Raw genomic sequence first — 18340 nt, forward strand, 5'->3', positions numbered from 1 at the left:
ATAAGAATTTTCTTTGATGTTTATTCCGGTTGAAGTCGTGGGAGTGCGAATTGAGATGCCCTCGAATCAACCCATCGTTTTGCTTAAAGAGATTGAAGGCTCCAGATTTCTTCCCATCTGGGTGGGCGCAGTGGAAGCAACTTCCATAGCTTTTGCCCAACAAGGGTTGGCAGCGCCTCGTCCGCTCACACATGATTTGATTCGAGATGTATTAGAGCGAGTAGACATCTCACTGGCATCTGTCCACATTACCGCCATCGTTGATGGGGTCTTCTACGCAGAGTTAAACCTAAGAAATGACAAAGGCGCGCTGCCGGCACTGTCTGCCAGGCCATCAGATGCGATTGCAATTGCGCTACGTACCAAGTCAAACATCTTGGTGGATAACGATTTGCTCGATCAGGTGGGAATCGATATCCCAGAGCAGGTGGCATCAGAGGTTTCGGCTGCGGGGGACCAGGAGCTTGAAGCATTCCGGGAATTCCTAGATCAGATCAATCCGGAGGACTTTGCCGGCTAGCTCAGAAGTCTCAACCTCAAGTAGAGGTTTGTTTCGTGTCGGTACTGACTTTCTAGGATTCTCAAGCGTACCCTTGAGGCAACCCCCTAGACGAAAGCGAGCCCCCTCTCGTGACTGAGCAAGAATTCGAAATCGGTTATCGCGGTGCGACAGCTTGTTCCGCTGCTGGAATTTCATATCGCCAATTAGATTATTGGGCGCGTACTGGTCTGGTTGAACCATCAATTCGCACAGCTACGGGTTCGGGTAGTGCACGTCTATATGGTTTCCGCGACATCTTGGTGCTGAAAATTGTTAAACGTTTACTTGATGCCGGTGTTTCTCTACAGAATATTCGCACCGCAGTAACTCACTTGCGCGAACGCGGTGTTACAGATTTAGAGCGAATCACTCTGATGAGCGATGGAGCATCTATCTATGAGTGTGCCAGCCCTGATGAAATTATCGATCTACTTGCTGGCGGTCAAGGAGTTTTTGGAATCGCTGTGGGCAAGGTTTGGTCTGAGGTTGAGGGATCTCTTGCCACCCTTGCGGGTGAAGTAAACGGTGAGACTGTCGTTTCTCAAAATAGTGATGAACTCTCACTGCGTCGAAAGGCGAAAGGCGCCTAATACTCATATATTTCGCTCATCTAATTTAGGGCGATAGGGCCATAGATGAGTTGAATGGGTGGTCACGTGGGCGGCGGTAAAGGTTTTCAAGATCGACATATCGGCCCCTCTGGTGCACAAGAAGAGGAGATGCTCTCTGTCCTTGGATACTCAAATCTCAAAGATTTTATCGCCGATGTAGTTCCTGAAAATATCGTCATAGAAAAGAAACTCGCGCAAGTCCTGGATAACGCGAAGAGTGAAGTTGAAGTCATTGATGAACTTCGCACTTTAGCTTCAGAGAACGAAATCTTTACCTCACTTATTGGCACTGGCTATTACGGCACCATCACACCACCGGTTATCAAACGAAATGTTCTAGAAAATCCGGCTTGGTATACCGCATACACTCCATATCAACCAGAGATTTCGCAAGGTCGCCTGGAGGCACTCTTTGCATTTCAAACCGTGATTACCGATATGACTGGTCTTGCGATCTCTAACGCTTCTATGCTCGATGAATCAACAGCAGCTGCTGAAGCAATGACCTTGGCTAGACGCACCTCTAAAGCCGGTGATGACGCGGTATTTCTGATTGATCACAATGTGCATCCTCAAACCAAAGCGGTAGTAATTACTCGAGCGAAGCCACTTGGAATCAAGGTGCTTGAGGTGGATGTTCTCGCTGTAGATCCTTTTCTGAATTTCTTTGGAGTTTTGGTTCAGTACCCGGATACAACTGGTGCGATGGATGATTTCAGCGATTTGGCAACGCAGGCACACTCCAAAGACGCGCTATTAATCGCAGCTACAGATCTGCTTGCACTTACCTTGATCACAGCGCCAGGGGAGTGGGGCGCCGATATTGCAGTGGGTTCAGCCCAACGCTTCGGAGTACCGATGGGATTTGGCGGACCACACGCAGGATTTATGGCGGTACGTTCGGGGCTAGAGCGCGCACTACCTGGTCGCCTGATTGGCCAGAGTGTTGATGCGCACGGCAATCCAGCATTTCGTTTAGCTCTTCAAACGCGTGAGCAACACATTAGACGCGATAAGGCGACAAGTAATATCTGTACTGCTCAAGTATTACTTGCCAATATGAGTGCATTCTATTCAATGTGGCACGGACCAAAAGGTTTGATTGAAATTGCCGAGCGTGTTCATGGATACACCGCAGCTCTGGCAACGGTCGTGGAGAGTGTTAACAAAAGTTACTTTGACACTTTAACTATCAAGGTGGCTGATGCAGCAGTGGTTCATAAAATGGCAGCTTCATTACGAATCAATCTTGGGATAGTTGATGCAAAGCATGTTCGCATTTCTATAGATGAAACTGTCACTGCAAGTAAGTTTGCCGAGATTGTTAGTATCTTTGGCGCGAAGGTCGTCTCAGCCCAGGGGAGTGGCATCTCGCCAGCGATCAAGAGAACCTCCACCTTCTTACAACACCCAGTTTTTAACACCTACCATTCAGAAACTTCCATGATGCGTTACTTGCGCACTCTTGCAGATCGCGATTTGGCACTTGATAGAACAATGATTCCGTTGGGTTCTTGCACCATGAAGCTCAATTCCGTCACTGAGATGGAAGCTGTCACCTGGCCGGAGTTTGCATCGCTGCATCCTTTCGCACCAGCAGATCAGAGCAAGGGATCGCGCAAACTGATTGCTCAACTTTCCAAGTGGCTTGTTGAAATCACTGGCTATGACGCAGTTTCGCTGCAGCCTAATGCTGGCAGCCAAGGGGAGTTCGCTGGCCTGCTCGCTATTCGAAATTATCACGATTCTCGCTCTGAACAAGAACGCGATATCTGTTTAATTCCTTCCAGCGCTCATGGCACGAATGCAGCCAGTGCGGTGATGGCTGGAATGAAGGTCGTAGTCATCACTTGTGATGAAGCGGGCAATGTGAGCCTTGATGATTTGAAGTTAAAGATCAGCGAACACGCAGGAAAGTTGGCGGCGCTCATGGTCACCTATCCATCAACTCACGGAGTTTTCGAATCTGCCATCTCTGAAATCTGCGCATTGGTTCACGAGGCGGGCGGGCAGGTATATGTCGACGGTGCAAATCTCAATGCACTCGTTGGTTTAGCTCAACCTGGAAAATTTGGTGCCGATGTTTCGCATTTAAATTTGCATAAGACTTTCTGTATTCCTCATGGTGGCGGGGGACCGGGTGTTGGTCCAGTAATTGCTCGTGCGCATTTAGCACCGTTTCTGCCTAACCATCCACTTGATGCAACTGCGGGCCCTACAACAGGTCCAGGGCCTATCTCTGGCGCTCCATTTGGTTCGGCCAGTATCTTGCCTATCTCATGGGCTTATATTCGCCTTATGGGGGGAGCAGGACTTACTCATGCAACAGAGGTAGCAATTCTTAGCGCTAACTACATGGCAGCGCGTTTAAAGGGCTCCTATCCGATTTTGTATACCGGTGAAAAAGGTTTGATTGCCCACGAATGTATTCTCGATGTCAGGGAGATAACCAAGGTCAGTGGTGTCACCGTCGATGACATCGCAAAGCGCCTGATGGACTTTGGTTTCCACGCACCGACAATGTCATTTCCGGTTCCAGGAACACTGATGATTGAACCAACGGAATCAGAAGATATCTTGGAGATGAATCGTTTTATTGATGCGATGATTGCTATCAAGTATGAAATTGATGAGATTATTGAAGGCAAAGTTGCGGTAGAAGATTCTGCTCTGCGCCATGCACCTCACACAGTGGGGGCAGTGGCTTCAAATGAGTGGGATCGCAGTTATAGCCGCGAACGCGGAGCTTTTCCAGCAACATTTACCGGACTTATTCCTGGTGAACTTATCGGCATGAAGGGTAAGTACTGGCCCACCACAGGGCGCATAGATGGGGCATACGGGGATAGGAACCTGGTCTGTTCTTGCCCACCGATTGAGTCCTTCGCGTAGTTGAGTTTTTCTTACTTTACATAATGTAACTTATCGGCGTTAGGTCTAAGCCTGCGAGATAGACCCCAGAGCGTGGTCTGCCAGAGAGCTTCGATAACAATCGCCTTACTCATCTTAGAAACCCCATTAATTCGCTCCACAAAGGTGATGGGAACTTCAATCTCGATTGCTCCAGCTAAGTCACTGGCCATCGCCATTTCGATCTGAAAACAATATCCAGTTGCTGTCATGTCGGTGAGATTTAATGAACGAAGTAGCGATGTACTGTAAATGCGAAAACCGCCGGTGAGATCGCGCAGCGGGATACGAAGTATTGCCTGGGCGTAGGCAGTACCTGCGCGAGAGAGTAATTGTCGACTCCGAGGCCAGTTCACAACCGAACCGCCGGGCATCCAACGAGTTCCAAGGACAATAGATTTAATCCCATTTGCAACTGATTCTGCAGCCGTAAACATTGCAGCCAGGTCTTGAACTCGATGTGAGCCATCTGCATCCATAGTAACTACATGGGTGTATTTCTCGTCCTTTAGTACCGCCTGAAATCCTGCACGATAGGCAGCCCCAAGACCGGCTTTGCCGGGCCTTCGGATAACACTCACCCATAAATATCCAAGATTCTGGGCAATATCTGCAGTTCTATCCGGGGAATTATCATCTAAGACAACCACGTCAAATTGATAACGATTTTGAATAGTGGCAAGAGAATTGAGCAATTCGACTATTGAAATGGATTCGTTGTAGGTGGGTATCAAAATTACAAAACGACTCATGAAAGAATCCGATTAATCAGAGTTCGATAATTACTTAGCACCAAAGAACCTGCCAAAGACTCCTGCGTATTCTCTCCTGTTTGGCTTAACACTCGCCCATTATTATCTATAAAGGCTGATATTCCGACCGTGGAAACACTTAAAATAGCTCTGGAATGTTCAACTGCACGTATGCGAGTGATGGCTAATTGTTGCGCACTTTCTGCAGTACCAGCAAAAGTGGCGCTATTGGTCTGCACAATCAACACCTGAGAATTCTTAGCCATATCCCGCACTAGGTCATCAAGGATGATTTCATAACAAATGATTGGACCAAGCTCAACGCCCGCTACCGTATGAGTTACTCGCTTACTTCCCGGTATGAAGTCATTAACTTTTTTGGCCAGCGGGCTGACTAGTTCAGCTAATCTTCGCAACGGGATATATTCTCCAAAAGGCGTCAGTCCTCGCTTGATATAGACACTTTCTCGAATTCCATCCTCGCCGAAGAGAATGGAGGCGTTCTGCGGACCATTAGCAGCTCGCTGAACAACTCCAGCGATAATAGGCGTACTTAAATCACCTGTGAGGGCAGCTATATCAGCTTGAACTTCCGGAAATAGCCGCGGATCTATGTCAATAGCGTTTTCTGGCCAAATGATTGCATCATATTGGTCAGCAGTTACTCGTCTTGTTACATCTCGATGTAGATCAAAGACCGCCTTTGCTCTGGAATTAAATCCAAGGCCTACTTCAGGTGTGTTTCCTTGGATAGCGATGAGGTTTACTTCACCACTCCCCTGTGGATTTGCAGGGAGTAGAAACGCAATAACGAATAAGGAGAGAATTGCTGCGAGATTTTTGCCGCGCAAGTGCACCAGAAGAAGAGCTATTGCCAGTGTGAATGCGGAAAGTGCGATGACTCCCCCGAGGGCGACTATGGGTAGCGCCGGTGAGTCAACCTGACTAAATGCGATCCGAGTCCAACCAAAGCCACCCAAGGGAAAGCGGGAACGAATTTCCTCCATTGCGAGTAATGCAAGGGCGCTCCACAGCAGGCGATGAGTGCGCCGATAGACCCAACCAACAGGGAGATAAAACAGCGCCTGCAAAGCTGAGAGCAGTAGCCATGGGATCGGACCCACGTACTTTCCACTCCAGTAAAGAACTATTGCGTTGAGGATGAAACCGAAAGCAAGACTATGAAGCATTGGTCTGGAACTACTTCGCAACTTTTGCAGATATAGGGCTAGGCCAATAACTGCTAGATACCAGATCCCGACTGGCTCGAAAGCGGCACTGACAAGAAATGCGGCGAAGGCTATATTTACCATCGCAGAGCCGATATCAATCTATCGACGCTAGCCCCTAACCCGTACTCCTCTTTGATGGCATAGATTGCAGATAAGTCATCTGGCTTGGCAGGAGTATCTATTTTCATAGAAGGTATGGCCACATCTCGCGCACAGTTGACCAGTGTTGGTGCAATCTTCAAATAGTCCGCTCCTTCAATAATTTTTTTGGCAAGTGATGCACTCAGTACTTCATGTCCAGCCTTAGCACCAGCCAGTGCATCTTCTACCGAAGCGAAATTGTTGGCAATCAGGGCTGCGCCTTTCTCACCTATCCCCTTTACTCCGGGAAGACCATCGGAAGGATCTCCTCTAAACATGGCAAAGAGGGCATACCTATCCCCTGGTATTCCATACTTGTTGGCAACCCAAGAGATATCAACTAAGTCATGTTGTGAGATTCCTTTTGCCAGGTAAACAACTTTTACATCTCGTTTGTCATCAACGAGCTGAAAGAGATCCCTATCTCCCGTCACAATACGAATAGGGCCCTTTTCTCTCACGGCAAAGGTGGCCATAACATCATCGGCCTCATAGTCATCAACGCCGACCATCGGAATGCCAAAAGCATCTAGTAGGTCAAGCAATATTGGAATCTGCGGAGTGAGAGTCTCTGGTTCTTCTTCCACTTCACTATCATCCTCAAGCCGATTAGCTTTATAAGCTGGAAATAAATCAACTCGCCATGATGGGCGCCAGTCTCCCTCTATGCAGGCAACTATTCGGTTGGGTGAATACATACCAATTAAGCGAGCGGTCATATCAAGATATCCACGTATAGCGTTGACAGGCATTCCGCTCGGAGACAAAAGCGTGTCCGGCATTCCATAGTAGGCGCGATACCAAAGTGAGGCGCTATCTAGAAGCATGAGAGTCATAGCTCACCCAACATATAGGAAACAACACCGCGATCTAATCGTTTGACACCCTCTTTACATATCGGACGAAGATTCTCTGCTGCGCCACCAATCTGAGTAAGCAAGTCAATTAACTGCTTGATGCATCGCACGAAATCACCAACCGTCATATCCGTGCCTTTGATAACACTGCTCAGTGAGTGTCCATTTGCCCAACGATAAGCGGCATAACAGAAACCAAAATCGGGCTCACGTTGAGTTTTCACATCAAACTCATTTTCAATATCTTCAAGTTCCACCCAAATCTTGGCGACAACCGCCAGGGCGTTGGCTACATTTTGGTGTGGCATCTTCGGGGCATAGTTTTCAACACTTCGACTCTCATAGATCATCGCGGAGGCAACCGATAAGAGTTCGACCGGAGTCAGATTTTCAAAGACTCCCCGACGAATTGACTCGGTAAGAAGCAAATCTGACTCAGCATAAATCTTCGCCAGAATCTTGCCTTGCGCTAGCGGCTTTTCACCCTCGATATAGCCAAGATGGGTCAGCACATTACAGATTCGGTCGAATGTCTTTGCAATCACATGCGTGCGATTTTCCACGCGAGAACGTAAACCTTCAGATTCCCTGTTCAATCTATCGGCGCGTTCAGCAAATCGAGCGTGTGTTTCTCGATCGTTACAGGAGTGGCAGGGATGGGCACGAAGAGCACGCCGCATGGAATCAAGTTCGTTCTCCATCTTTACTCTCTGACGTTGATCAAAGGTGCGCCGACCATCTCGCTTGCTGAGCAATCGCTCAAGCTCTTTAATGTCGATTCGAGTGCGGGCATATTCGGTGAAATTCCCGAGATGGCATTGGGCAGACTCATCTTGTTCTGCTGCAGCGGAATCATTCTTTCGAATCTGTCTGACTAATCCAATAACTGCTCGGTCTGCTTGGAACTGGGCAAAGGATGACTCGAGACTTCCTCGCGCACGTTCTCTTCCAAAACGGGCGATGAGATTTATTGACATGTTGTATGTGGGAGTAAAGGAAGAACGAAGTGGATATGTTCGAGTTGATGCTAGCCCCGCTGCGGTAGCAGAATCTACAGTTGGTGACCACTGCACAACTGCGTTACCTTCAATATCAATTCCTCGTCGACCTGCGCGACCAGTGAGCTGGGTGTACTCCCCTGGTGTAATCGAGACGTGTGCCTCACCATTCCACTTCGTGAGCTTTTCCAACACAACTGTGCGCGCTGGCATATTAATTCCAAGTGCCAAGGTTTCAGTAGCAAAGACCGCCTTGACCAGACCACGCTTAAAGAGATCTTCTACCGCGCCCTTAAAACTCGGCAACATACCTGCATGGTGGGCAGCGATTCCACGTTCGAGTGCGGTGAGCCAATCGCGATAACCCAAAACTTCTAAATCCTCTTCGGCTAAGTTCTGCGTGTAACGCTGGGCGGTTGCAACAATTTCTATCCGCTCTTCAGTAGTTGTTAACTTCACTCCCTCATTCAGACACTGCTTGACCGCAGCATCACAGCCAACCCGGGAGAAGATGAAGGTAATTGCAGGCAATAAGTTCTCTCGCTGAAGCTTCTCGATAATTTCAGCACGTGATAATCGACCCTCACTATCGTTGAATCTATCGCGCCGACCCCTGGGTGCTTTGGTACGTCGTAGCGCTTCGCGCTCAAGACCTAAAATCTCAGGATTGATTCTTCCTGGTTCGTTAAAGAGATCAATCATCCGATCGCCAATAAGTACATGTTGATAGAGCGGGATGGGTCTGATTTCACTGACTATCACCTCGGTGGCGCCACGTATCTCACCGAGCCACTCACCAAATTCTTCAGCATTGGAGACGGTGGCGGAAAGTGAGATCACCTGCACGCTCTCCATGAGGTGAATAAGAACTTCTTCCCACACCGCTCCACGGAACTTATCGGCTAAATAATGCACCTCATCCATCACTACCGATCCAAGATTGGTGAGCGTCGATGAATTCGCATAAAGCATGTTTCGCAGGACTTCAGTGGTCATCACCAAGATGTCAGCTTCTGAGTTGATGTTTGTATCACCGGTCAGAAGACCCACGCGGTGTTCACCGAAACGCTCTTGAAACTCAGCAAACTTCTGGTTCGAAAGAGCTTTTATGGGTGTTGTGTAAAAACATTTCTTTCCGCGAGCCAGTGAACTAAAGGCTGCAAACTCTCCCACTACCGTCTTGCCGGCTCCGGTTGGCGCTGCCACGAGTACGCCCTTGCCATCTTCAACGGCCTGACAAGCGATAATCTGAAATTCATCAAAACCGAAATCAAACTGTTCAATGAATTGAGTTGTGAGCGGGTGAGTCCCTCGCTTCTTGGCGGCTGCGTATTGCTCCGCCGGCGTGGTCATAGGGGCCATGTTAGTCCAGCGCCAGCGATACATTGCGCCGAAACTGGAGCTGGACCTATTCGCTCACCATCGGCGTATGCAATTGCATCAGCGTTGAGTTCGATCTTCTTTGTGCGAAATATCTCCACGGCTGGATGTGTGATATGAGAACCGGAAAACACTTTTGGGAAAACCTTTATGAACTCCAACTTACTCACAGGTTTCAGAATCATCACATCAAAGAGGCCATCATCGAGTTTTGCATGCGGACACACCAACATCCCTCCCCCATAAGATCTCCCATTGCCAATCGCAATCAACATCGCTTTCGTGGTGAAGGTCCGATTGTCGGTAGTAATCTCATATTCGATTGGGGCAAATCTTGGGAGTTCAAGGGCTATCGCAACGTTATACCGCTGCGGTCCACGAGGCCAAGTCATTGCATTTGCTTTCTCATTAACTACAGAATCAAAACCAGTCGAAAGAATTGCAGCAAACCATTCAGAATCAACATTACCTAAGTCAATCGGCGTTGCTGGATTACTAGTGACATGATCAAGATATCTGGTGGAATCTTCTAGTGACCAACCTAAAGAACGAACGATGTCATTGCCAGTGCCGGCAGGAATCACTGCAAAGGGAATAGATCGAGGAACTGCTAACTGCAAAACAAGATGCGCAAGTCCATCACCGCCGATAGAGATAACACCTTCGCATGGGTGGGTATCTAAAAAGTGCTCGAGCTCTTCCTTGAGCCTCTTTGCTGAGCGCGATGAGAAGACTTGATACTTCAACTTCCGCTGGGCGAAGTAAGCAGTAACTTTCTCACCAGCTAGCGCGCCCTTGCCATGTCCAGATGTTGGATTGATGGCTAACGCCCACATAGTACGAGCCTATCGGCTATTCGGTAATTGGGGTTGGTGCAGCAATCTTGGTACTGCCAGTTTCTACGTCATTAACTTTACTATCTCGCTTCTTATCTACAAGCAGAGCAATTCCACCTGCAATAAAGTAGAACAGAACTAACGGCACAGACAGTAGAGCCATACTCAATGGATCCCCTGTTGGTGATAGGGCTGCGACCGCAAGACAGATAGAGAATATCCATGCGCGCCAGGGTTTGAGGATGGTGCGTCCTCTTAAGAATCCAATCAGATTAAAGGTTAGTAAGAATATTGGTAGCTCAAAGGCGAGACCTACGAATAAAATTATTCGGAGAACGAAATCTAGGTAATCATCAATGCGTACCAAGTTGCTCACCGACTCCGGAGTGAAGCCAAGTAGCGCTTGTATAGCTATGGGCAGAATCAAGTAACCAAGAGTCGCTCCCATGATAAAGAAAGGGACCGCGGCTGTGACAAAAAGAACGCTATTGCGCTTCTCTTTTCTATGAAGTGCAGGGGCAATAAATGCCCAAAGTTGGTAGAGCCAGAATGGAGCGGAGACTATAACTGCAGTCATGAGAGCCACCTTGATCTGCAAATCTAGTGGACCCAAGACACCACTGATATATAAAGGCCCACAACTTGCAGCCTCTGAAGCTTGAGCTGCTCGCAAATCACATACAGGTTTCGCTAAGGCAACGAGGATTGAATTGTAAAAATACCATCCCCCACCAAATGCAACGACAATTGCGATAGCTGAACTCAGAACTCGTTTCCTGAGTTCTCGTAGGTGATCGATGAGCGGCATCTGCCCTTGTGGTGTGGATGCCATCAGATTACTTCTCTTTTTTGCCGTCTTCTTCAATAACAGTATCGTCGGCCTTCATCTCTTTCATCTCACTTTTGAAGATTCGCATCGAACGGCCGAGAGAACGGGCAGAATCAGGAAGACGCTTTGCGCCAAAGAGGACCAGAACAACAATAAGGAGAATGACGATTTCTTTTGCACCTAAATTCATATTGCGAACTCCTTAGCGTGAGATTTGAGCATAGATTACACCAGGTATCATTGAATGGGTAGGCGAGGAAATCACCCCTCATAACGGTTGAGTATCACTTTGGCTCTTTTGGCGAGTTCACTCCGGATCTCTGCTGGGGCGAGAAGTTCGATAGCGCCGCCAGATGCCAACACAGACCTTGCAATCCAATGTTGTGAAAACGACGAACTTTCGAAGACGGTTCCAGCTTCCAGGTTAGATTCTTGAAAGCGTTCGGCAACATCTCTAGTTGGCCTCAGCACCTTTACCGAAAAATCAATTTTCTCGGGATTAACAGGCGGCGCTGTCGAAGGTTTTTTTACCTCCGCTGAATTTGCTGCTTTAATTCTATCTATCCGGAAATGTCTGAAATCAAGTGCTGTGAAGCAGTACGCATGCAGGTACAAATACCCCTGACTCTCAAGTATCTCTAGCGGAAGTACGACTCTCGAGGAGACTTCATCCTTATAGAGCGAGTGATATGAGATCTGCAGTCCACTGCGATGAGCTATCGCTTCCTTTACTGAAGTTGTTACTTCATGGCTGATATCACTTGATGCGGAGAGCGCTAATGGGAGATTAACAAGGCGGGCGATACGTTGTGAAAGTGAACTAATTGCTTCTATAAGATCTGTTCTCTCGGTCGAAATTGCAGATCGCAGGACATCTAAACCAAGAACGAGCGCTACACCCTCTTCGTGTGTGATGGATCGAGGCTTTGCAAGGGTTGGTGCATTTCTTATCGTGACGTAACCAGATTCAAAATCTAAATCCATCAGTTCTAGCGGCGTATAACCGGGAAGTCCGCACATCCACAGCGTCGTCAAATCGCTGATCATTTGGTTAGTGGAGACCTCGAATACTTCGGCCAAATCAACAAGAGAAATACCCTGATGCGTATTGATATACGGAACGAGATCTAGCAATCGAGAAGTGCGCTCTAATGGGCTCACAGCATTCTTTGGCGCGTTCTTAGCCATGTGTCTCCAATATATCTTTGAGACTTGAAATGATGATCTCGCGCAGCTCCGCTGGCGAATGAACATAGACATCGTCTCCGTGCCAGAGGATCAAGGCAGCCAGAGTTTTCATATCTAGGATTGGAATCTGAATCTGATCCCACTCACCTATCGACTTCGTCGATGATGCGAGAGCGCGCAGTGAGGTGCCTTTGCCGCGACGGACATCAATTACTGCGTCGATGTTCTTCACTCTTTCGAAGAGACTTTGAGAATCAAAGTTTTCAGGAGTTTCGAACTTCTTAGGTCCTTTCTTCACGGTAAAGGTTCCGATTACTCGATCAAAACGGAAGGTCCGAACCTCCTCGATACTCTGATCTACTCCAGCCAAATACCAGTGGCCTGAGCGGGTTGATAGAGCTATCGGAACAATGCGTCTATTTTCCACCGTCAAGTCATAGTTTTGGTAAGTAAATTCAAGAATCTGGTGCTCTGCAATAGCGCGCGTGATCTTCGGAAGATCTAATCCATCATCGGAGAAGAAGGGTATGGAGTCTGGCAAATTTGCTTCATCAACTGCTATTCCAAGTGAATTCAACTTAACCAGTGCCCGTTGCGCAGCATCATCTAGTGAAGCTCCCTGCCATGCCTGAGCGGCTAACGACAAAAGAGAAATTTCCAGGGCAGTAATATCACCAAGATCTAGTTGGTATCTCTCCTGCTTGATGCGATAACCGGCCTCATCATTAAAGAGCGGGTCGAAGGAACCAACTTCTATCTCTATGCCAAGAGAGCGTAGATCATCTTTATCTCGCTCGAACATTCTCTCTTTAGAATCAAGACTTCCTTCATAGCCCTCGATAGTCCTAAAGATTTCAGATTTGGTAATGAATCTCTTCGTTGCTAACAGCGCAATCGTGAGATTAATGAGTCGTTCACTCTTCCGTGACACCGTAAGCACCTTTTGCCGGACGTCTGCGGCGAGCCAATACTTCAACACCCGGTGCCATTCGCCTGCTTTGGATAAGGAAACCGGTGTGCCCAATCATTCTTTGTTGCGGGCGAACAGCAAGGCCTTCATGATGCCAACCTCGAACAATTGTTTCTGAACTCTCTGGCTCAGTGAAATGTCCATCCGCTTTGAGCGCTTCCGCCGTTGCCGAAAGCTGGGTGGTAGTTGCCACGTAGGCAAGGAATACTCCTCCTGGACGTAATACCTCGGCAGCCATCGAAACGCATTCCCAAGGAGCAAGCATGTCAAGGATCACGCGATCATATTTTTCAGTAAAGCCTTGTTCCTGAACTGAGCCAACGTCTAACTTCCAATTTCTAGGTGATTCTCCAAAATAATTTTCAATGTTAGCTTGCGCGTTATCGGCAAAATCTTGACGACGCTCAACTGAATGAACCGAACCATTCTCACCTACGGCGCGTAGAAGTGAGAGCGTAAGCGCCCCGCTACCCACACCTGCCTCAAGGACTCGCGCTCCAGGGTAGATATCTGCAACTCCGACAATCATTGCTGCATCTTTTGGATACACAATTGTTGCCCCGCGCGGCATAGATAAAACGTAATCGGCCAGCAATGGAATGAATGCGGTGAACTTAAGTCCAGCGGTAGTGCTGACAACTGAACCTTCCGGTAATCCGATGAGATCATCGTGAGTAATCCAGCCCTTATGGGTGTGCCACTCTTTACCAGGGGTTATCGTGAAGCTATATAGCTTTCCCTTGGGATCGGTAAGTTGAATACGATCGCCGGCTTTAAAGAACCCATGTTCAGACACAGAGGCATCTTAGGCGAGGAATGACTCCCTGCGCTGGCGCGGGCGGTATCGTCGGCGCCCATGGAGCAGTTACGTCTTTCCCCCAGCAGAATGAATGATTTCACCAACTGCCCACAACTCTATAAATACCGAGCGATAGACCTCTTGCCGGAACCGCCCAGTATTGATGCAGAACGCGGGAAGTTAATTCACTCAGTGTTAGAAGACATCTTTGAACTTCCTGCTGCGGATCGAACTTTTGAGAGTGCGGTTGATTTACTGCCCGAATCGTGGAGTGCGCAATTAGAGAAAACCCCCGAACTTAATGCGCTAGTTCTTGATGAGAAAGAATGGATGGACCGTGCGCAGGCGCTATTGACTAACTACTTCTCCCTCGAAAATCCAACAACGTTTGAACCAACCTATCGGGAACTGCATTTAGAGCGAAACATTTCGGATGAGGTTTATCTCCACGGTTATGTTGATCGACTTGATATCGCACCCACTGGTGAGGTGCGGATTGTTGATTACAAAACAGGCAAATCTCCCAAGCCGGGATGGGAGGATAAAGCGCTATTTCAGTTACGTGTATACGCACTTCTCTACTGGCAGAACCACGGAGTTCTCCCCCGCATGCTTAAATTGATTTACTTAGGTGATGTGAAAACTATTGAAAGTCAACCGACCGAAGCGCAACTGACTTCTACTGAGAAGAAATTGAACAATATCGGCTCTGAGATTCTCACCGCTATTGAAACTGGGCACTTTCCCACACGAAAGTCGAAATTATGTGACTGGTGTTTCTTTAAAGCAATCTGCCCAGCACACGTAAAGTAGTCAAGAATTAGTTGGCGTTGAAGTACTTCGCCTCTGGGTGGTGGACAATAATTGCCGAAGTACTCTGTTCGGGATGGAGCTGGAATTCCTCCGAGAGTTCAACTCCAATGCGACCAGGTTCAAGTAATTCACAGAGTTGAGTCTGTTGTTCAATATCAGGGCAAGCTGGATAACCAAATGAGTATCGCGATCCTCGGTAGCCCTGATCCAAGATGCCCTGTAGATCTGGTGAGTCAAGATTTCGCACAGACATCTCTTCGCGAATACGTGCGTGCCAATGTTCTGCAAGTGCTTCAGTAAGTTGGACCGAGAGACCGTGCAACTCGAGGTATTCACGATACTTATCGGCTGCAAATAACTCATTTGCGGCCTTACTTACTGTGTTTCCCATAGTCACAACGTGGAAGGCAACAACATCGGTTTTCCCTGAGTCTTTACTTGCAAAGAAGTCCGCTAAACAAAGTCTGCGATCGCGTGATTGACGCGGGAATGAGAATCTCGTTCTCTCCTGACCGGCGAGAGGACCTTCATGATGCAAAATGATCAGGTCATTACCATCTGAGACGCATGGGAAATATCCGTATACGACAGCGGCTTCTAGCCAACCATTTGACTGGACTTCGTTCAGCAACTGACGAAGACGCGGCCGACCTTCAGATTCAGCCATTACATCGAATTCTCCGCGCGCGCCCTTAAGACCCCATTGCCCAACAAAGAGTGCGCGTTCATCGAGCATGCCAACATAGTCAGCGAGAGCTATACCTTTAACGATACGTGAACCAAAGAATGGCGCCTTTGGAATATCAATATCTATCGCAACATCACTTCGTAGCGTGTCAATAACTTTCGGTTGACTCGACTTAGCTACAGCCTTAACTTTTCGCTCGCGAAGTGCCGGCAGCGCCGCTCCTTCATCGCCGCGCTTAACGGCCATGATTGCATCCATCAGGCGCAAACCTTCGAAAGCATCTCGCGCATATCTGACTTCTCCTGGGAAAATTGCTGCCAGGTCTTGTTCGACATAGGCGCGCGTGAGAGCAGCACCCCCAAGAACAATCGGCCATTTCTGATCGAGCCCGCGACTAGTAATTTCTTCCAGATTCTCACGCATGATGACAGTGGATTTCACCAAGAGACCAGACATACCTACAGCGTCAACATTATGTTCAATTGCGGCGTCGATGATCTGATTTGCTGTCTGCTTAATTCCAATGTTGACAACTTGATATCCGTTATTAGAAAGAATGATATCTACCAGGTTCTTTCCAATATCGTGCACGTCACCCTTAACGGTTGCCAGCAACATCCGCCCACGCCCACCATCACTGGTCTTCTCCATATGAGGCTCTAGGTATGCAACGGCAGACTTCATAACTTCCGCACTTTGCAGTACGAATGGAAGCTGCATCTCACCTTTACCAAAGAGCTCCCCAACTACCTTCATGCCTTCTAGAAGATGATCATTAATGATCGCAAGTGGGGCAACTCCCTCACTCATCGCCGCGTCTAGATCGTCAGTGAGCCCAACTTTTTCACCATCAATAATGCGACGCTCTAAGCGTTGGCGAAGTGGAAGTGCGGCTAATTCTGAAGCTCTGATGTTACGAGAGGCAGCTAACTCCACGCCTTCAAAGAGTTGGAGGAACTCTTGTAGTGGGTCATAGGTGCAATTCTCGCCATCAAATACTCTGCGGTCATAAATCAGATCGAGTGCCACTTCTTTTTGACGCGGTTCGATTCTGGCCATCGGCATGATCTTGGAAGGGTGGACAATGGCCGAATCAAGGCCTGCTTCCACGCACTCAGAGAGAAAGACGGAGTTGAGTACAACTCGAGCGGCGGGATTAAGGCCGAAGGAAACATTGCTCACACCTAAAGTTGTTTGTACATCTGGATATTCACTCTTCAAGGTGCGAATCGCACTAATTGTTTCAAGTCCATCACGTCTGGTCTCTTCTTGACCTGTCGCGATAGGAAAGGTGAGTGTGTCAATCAAAATATCGCCGACATCCATCGACCAGTTCTGCGTTAAGTCAGCTATCAAGCGACGTGAAACACGCATCTTCCACTCAGCAGTACGCGCCTGGCCTTCCTCATCAATAGTCAGTGCTACTACCGATGCACCATGTTCTTTCACAAGTGGCATAATTTTCGCAAAGCGTGAAGTGGGACCGTCGCCATCTTCATAGTTAACCGAGTTAATGACGCTACGTCCGCCGAGTGATTCCAGACCAGCTTTGAGTACTGCCGGCTCTGTTGAATCAAGAACAATCGGCAGAGTGGAAGATGTTGCAAATCGAGAAGCAAGCTCTTTCATATCTCTAGCGCCATCGCGACCAACATAATCAACGGAGAGATCAAGCATATGGGCGCCATCTCGAATCTGATCTCGAGCTATTTCGACACACGTCGCCCAATCTTCAGCAACCAGCGCATCTCTAAAAGCTCGTGAACCATTGGCGTTGGTACGCTCGCCTATCGCTAGGTATGTTTTCTCTTGTCTAAAAGGAACGTACTGATAGATAGAAGAAGCACCTGGTTCAATAGTGATTTTTCGTGCATCAACTTTCTTGGCGGCCAATTTCTTCACAACGGCCTGCATGTGGGCCGGCGTTGTGCCACAGCAACCACCAATCAAGGTGATTCCATAGTCATTGACGAAGGTTTCAAGCGCAACCGCTAGCTCTTCTGGCCCTAGCGGATACTCAGCACCTTTCTTGCCCAGAATCGGTAGACCGGCATTTGGCATCACTGAGATTGCCACCCGCGAATTCTTCGAGAGATACCGCAAATGCTCTGACATCTCGGTTGGTCCGGTTGCACAATTTAATCCGATGAGATCAATATCAAGTGGCTCAAGTGCGTTTAACGCTGCCCCAATTTCAGAACCCAAGAGCATCGTCCCTGTTGTCTCAACAGTTACCTGGGCAATCAGCATGACATCCCGCTTAGCTTCTGTGATTGCTTGCCTAGCGCCATTGACCGCTGCTTTAGCCTGCAATAAATCCTGTGTGGTTTCAATCAGTAACGCATCAGAACCGGAATCGACTAAACCTTTAGAGGCGGTGTAATAAGCCTCTTTCAATTTTTCATATGTTGTATGACCAAGGCTAGGTAGTTTGGTACCGGGACCGAGTGAACCAAGAACAAAGCGAGGTTTATCAGAAGTTGAGTAAGCATCAGCGGCTTGTCGAGCAATGACACCGCCGGCATAGGCCAGTTCATAGATTCGGTCTTCAATTCCATACTCGGCCAAATTCGCCCAGTTTGCGCCAAAGGTATTGGTCTCAATGGCATCAACGCCGACCTCTAGATAGGCATCGTGCACAGAGCGAACGAGATCTGCGCGTGTCACGTTCAGAATTTCATTGCAACCTTCATGACCCTGGAAATCTTCGAGTGAAGGATCTGCAGCTTGGAGCATCGTTCCCATCGCGCCGTCGGCGATGACAGTGCCGTGAGCGAGGGCGCGCCGCATAAGGC

The 18340-nt window shown here is 48.2% G+C and carries 14 protein-coding genes and 1 pseudogene; 4 read left to right on the forward strand and 11 right to left on the reverse strand.

Annotated elements, in window-relative coordinates; translation table 11 throughout:
- The first annotated feature begins 16 nt into the window (after positions 1-16).
- From A1sIA79_RS03185 to gcvP, 3 genes are all read left to right on the forward strand, one after another.
- On the forward strand, positions 17-520 hold the full coding sequence (locus A1sIA79_RS03185) for a bifunctional nuclease family protein (protein ID WP_095674787.1): 504 nt from the start codon (positions 17-19) through the stop codon (positions 518-520).
- A 110-nt stretch (positions 521-630) separates the two neighbouring features.
- Complete coding sequence (locus tag A1sIA79_RS03190) at positions 631-1131, forward strand: MerR family transcriptional regulator (RefSeq protein ID WP_095674788.1); 501 nt, start codon at positions 631-633, stop codon at positions 1129-1131.
- 54 nt (positions 1132-1185) lie between these two features.
- Positions 1186-4044 carry an aminomethyl-transferring glycine dehydrogenase gene (gene gcvP, locus A1sIA79_RS03195; protein ID WP_095674789.1) on the forward strand — a complete coding sequence of 953 codons (2859 nt, stop codon included), beginning with the start codon at positions 1186-1188 and terminating at the stop codon, positions 4042-4044.
- An 11-nt stretch (positions 4045-4055) separates the two neighbouring features.
- Here gcvP and A1sIA79_RS03200 read toward each other — a convergent pair whose 3' ends face one another.
- The 10 genes and pseudogenes from A1sIA79_RS03200 to A1sIA79_RS03245 form a co-directional block, all read right to left on the reverse strand.
- Positions 4056-4814 carry a polyprenol monophosphomannose synthase gene (locus tag A1sIA79_RS03200; RefSeq protein ID WP_095674790.1) on the reverse strand — a complete coding sequence of 253 codons (759 nt, stop codon included), beginning with the start codon at positions 4812-4814 and terminating at the stop codon, positions 4056-4058.
- Entirely contained in the window at positions 4811-6127 is a 1317-nt protein-coding gene (gene lnt, locus A1sIA79_RS03205; protein ID WP_095674791.1) for an apolipoprotein N-acyltransferase, read from the reverse strand. Before lnt ends, A1sIA79_RS03200 begins: the two co-directional genes overlap by 4 nt.
- Positions 6121-7023, reverse strand: a complete 903-nt coding sequence (locus A1sIA79_RS03210) for a 5'-3' exonuclease (RefSeq protein ID WP_095674792.1) — start codon at positions 7021-7023, stop codon at positions 6121-6123. Before A1sIA79_RS03210 ends, lnt begins: the two co-directional genes overlap by 7 nt.
- Positions 7020-9395, reverse strand: a complete 2376-nt coding sequence (locus tag A1sIA79_RS03215; RefSeq protein WP_095674793.1) for a DEAD/DEAH box helicase — start codon at positions 9393-9395, stop codon at positions 7020-7022. Before A1sIA79_RS03215 ends, A1sIA79_RS03210 begins: the two co-directional genes overlap by 4 nt.
- The gene (locus A1sIA79_RS03220; RefSeq protein ID WP_095674794.1) at positions 9392-10258 is read right to left on the reverse strand and encodes a diacylglycerol/lipid kinase family protein; all 867 of its coding nucleotides are present in this window, start codon (positions 10256-10258) and stop codon (positions 9392-9394) included. The genes A1sIA79_RS03215 and A1sIA79_RS03220 overlap by 4 nt, the downstream gene beginning before the upstream one ends.
- 16 nt (positions 10259-10274) lie before the next feature.
- Positions 10275-11090, reverse strand: coding sequence for a twin-arginine translocase subunit TatC (tatC, locus tag A1sIA79_RS03225; protein ID WP_223298381.1), 816 nt, complete (start codon positions 11088-11090; stop codon positions 10275-10277).
- A 34-nt stretch (positions 11091-11124) separates the two neighbouring features.
- Positions 11125-11277: pseudogene (gene tatA, locus A1sIA79_RS03230) on the reverse strand (Sec-independent protein translocase subunit TatA); the annotation flags it as partial.
- Between the two features lie 71 nt (positions 11278-11348).
- A complete protein-coding gene (locus A1sIA79_RS03235; RefSeq protein WP_190277085.1) occupies positions 11349-12275 on the reverse strand; it encodes a helix-turn-helix transcriptional regulator in 927 nt (308 codons plus the stop codon).
- Positions 12268-13206 (reverse strand): helix-turn-helix transcriptional regulator, encoded by a 939-nt coding sequence (locus tag A1sIA79_RS03240; RefSeq protein ID WP_095674797.1) that lies wholly within the window; start codon positions 13204-13206, stop codon positions 12268-12270. The genes A1sIA79_RS03235 and A1sIA79_RS03240 overlap by 8 nt, the downstream gene beginning before the upstream one ends.
- Positions 13190-14041: a tRNA (adenine-N1)-methyltransferase gene (locus A1sIA79_RS03245; protein WP_095674798.1), complete on the reverse strand. Its 852-nt coding sequence runs from the start codon at positions 14039-14041 to the stop codon at positions 13190-13192. The genes A1sIA79_RS03240 and A1sIA79_RS03245 overlap by 17 nt, the downstream gene beginning before the upstream one ends.
- A gap of 60 nt (positions 14042-14101) precedes the next feature.
- Between A1sIA79_RS03245 and A1sIA79_RS03250 the strand changes: the two genes are divergently transcribed.
- Positions 14102-14857 (forward strand): RecB family exonuclease, encoded by a 756-nt coding sequence (locus A1sIA79_RS03250; protein ID WP_095674799.1) that lies wholly within the window; start codon positions 14102-14104, stop codon positions 14855-14857.
- Positions 14858-14864: 7 nt separating this feature from the next.
- Here the strand turns inward: A1sIA79_RS03250 and metH are convergent, their stop codons facing one another.
- Complete coding sequence (metH, locus tag A1sIA79_RS03255) at positions 14865-18335, reverse strand: methionine synthase (protein ID WP_420022519.1); 3471 nt, start codon at positions 18333-18335, stop codon at positions 14865-14867.
- Positions 18336-18340: the final 5 nt, after the last annotated feature.

The sequence above is a fragment of the Candidatus Planktophila versatilis genome, from assembly GCF_002288105.1.
Taxonomy (GTDB): domain Bacteria; phylum Actinomycetota; class Actinomycetes; order Nanopelagicales; family Nanopelagicaceae; genus Planktophila; species Planktophila versatilis.

Bases quoted from the DNA above. Each gene is read 5' to 3' on its own strand.
- A1sIA79_RS03185 (WP_095674787.1), top strand. From the start codon at position 17: ATGTTTATTCCGGTTGAAGTCGTGGGAGTGCGAATTGAGATGCCCTCG.
- tatC (WP_223298381.1), bottom strand. From the start codon at position 11,090: ATGGCATCCACACCACAAGGGCAGATGCCGCTCATCGATCACCTACGA.
- metH (WP_420022519.1), bottom strand. From the start codon at position 18,335: ATGCGGCGCGCCCTCGCTCACGGCACTGTCATCGCCGACGGCGCGATG.
- A1sIA79_RS03235 (WP_190277085.1), bottom strand. From the start codon at position 12,275: ATGGCTAAGAACGCGCCAAAGAATGCTGTGAGCCCATTAGAGCGCACT.
- gcvP (WP_095674789.1), top strand. From the start codon at position 1,186: ATGGGTGGTCACGTGGGCGGCGGTAAAGGTTTTCAAGATCGACATATC.
- A1sIA79_RS03200 (WP_095674790.1), bottom strand. From the start codon at position 4,814: ATGAGTCGTTTTGTAATTTTGATACCCACCTACAACGAATCCATTTCA.
- A1sIA79_RS03210 (WP_095674792.1), bottom strand. From the start codon at position 7,023: ATGACTCTCATGCTTCTAGATAGCGCCTCACTTTGGTATCGCGCCTAC.
- lnt (WP_095674791.1), bottom strand. From the start codon at position 6,127: ATGGTAAATATAGCCTTCGCCGCATTTCTTGTCAGTGCCGCTTTCGAG.
- A1sIA79_RS03215 (WP_095674793.1), bottom strand. From the start codon at position 9,395: ATGACCACGCCGGCGGAGCAATACGCAGCCGCCAAGAAGCGAGGGACT.
- A1sIA79_RS03220 (WP_095674794.1), bottom strand. From the start codon at position 10,258: ATGTGGGCGTTAGCCATCAATCCAACATCTGGACATGGCAAGGGCGCG.
- A1sIA79_RS03250 (WP_095674799.1), top strand. From the start codon at position 14,102: ATGGAGCAGTTACGTCTTTCCCCCAGCAGAATGAATGATTTCACCAAC.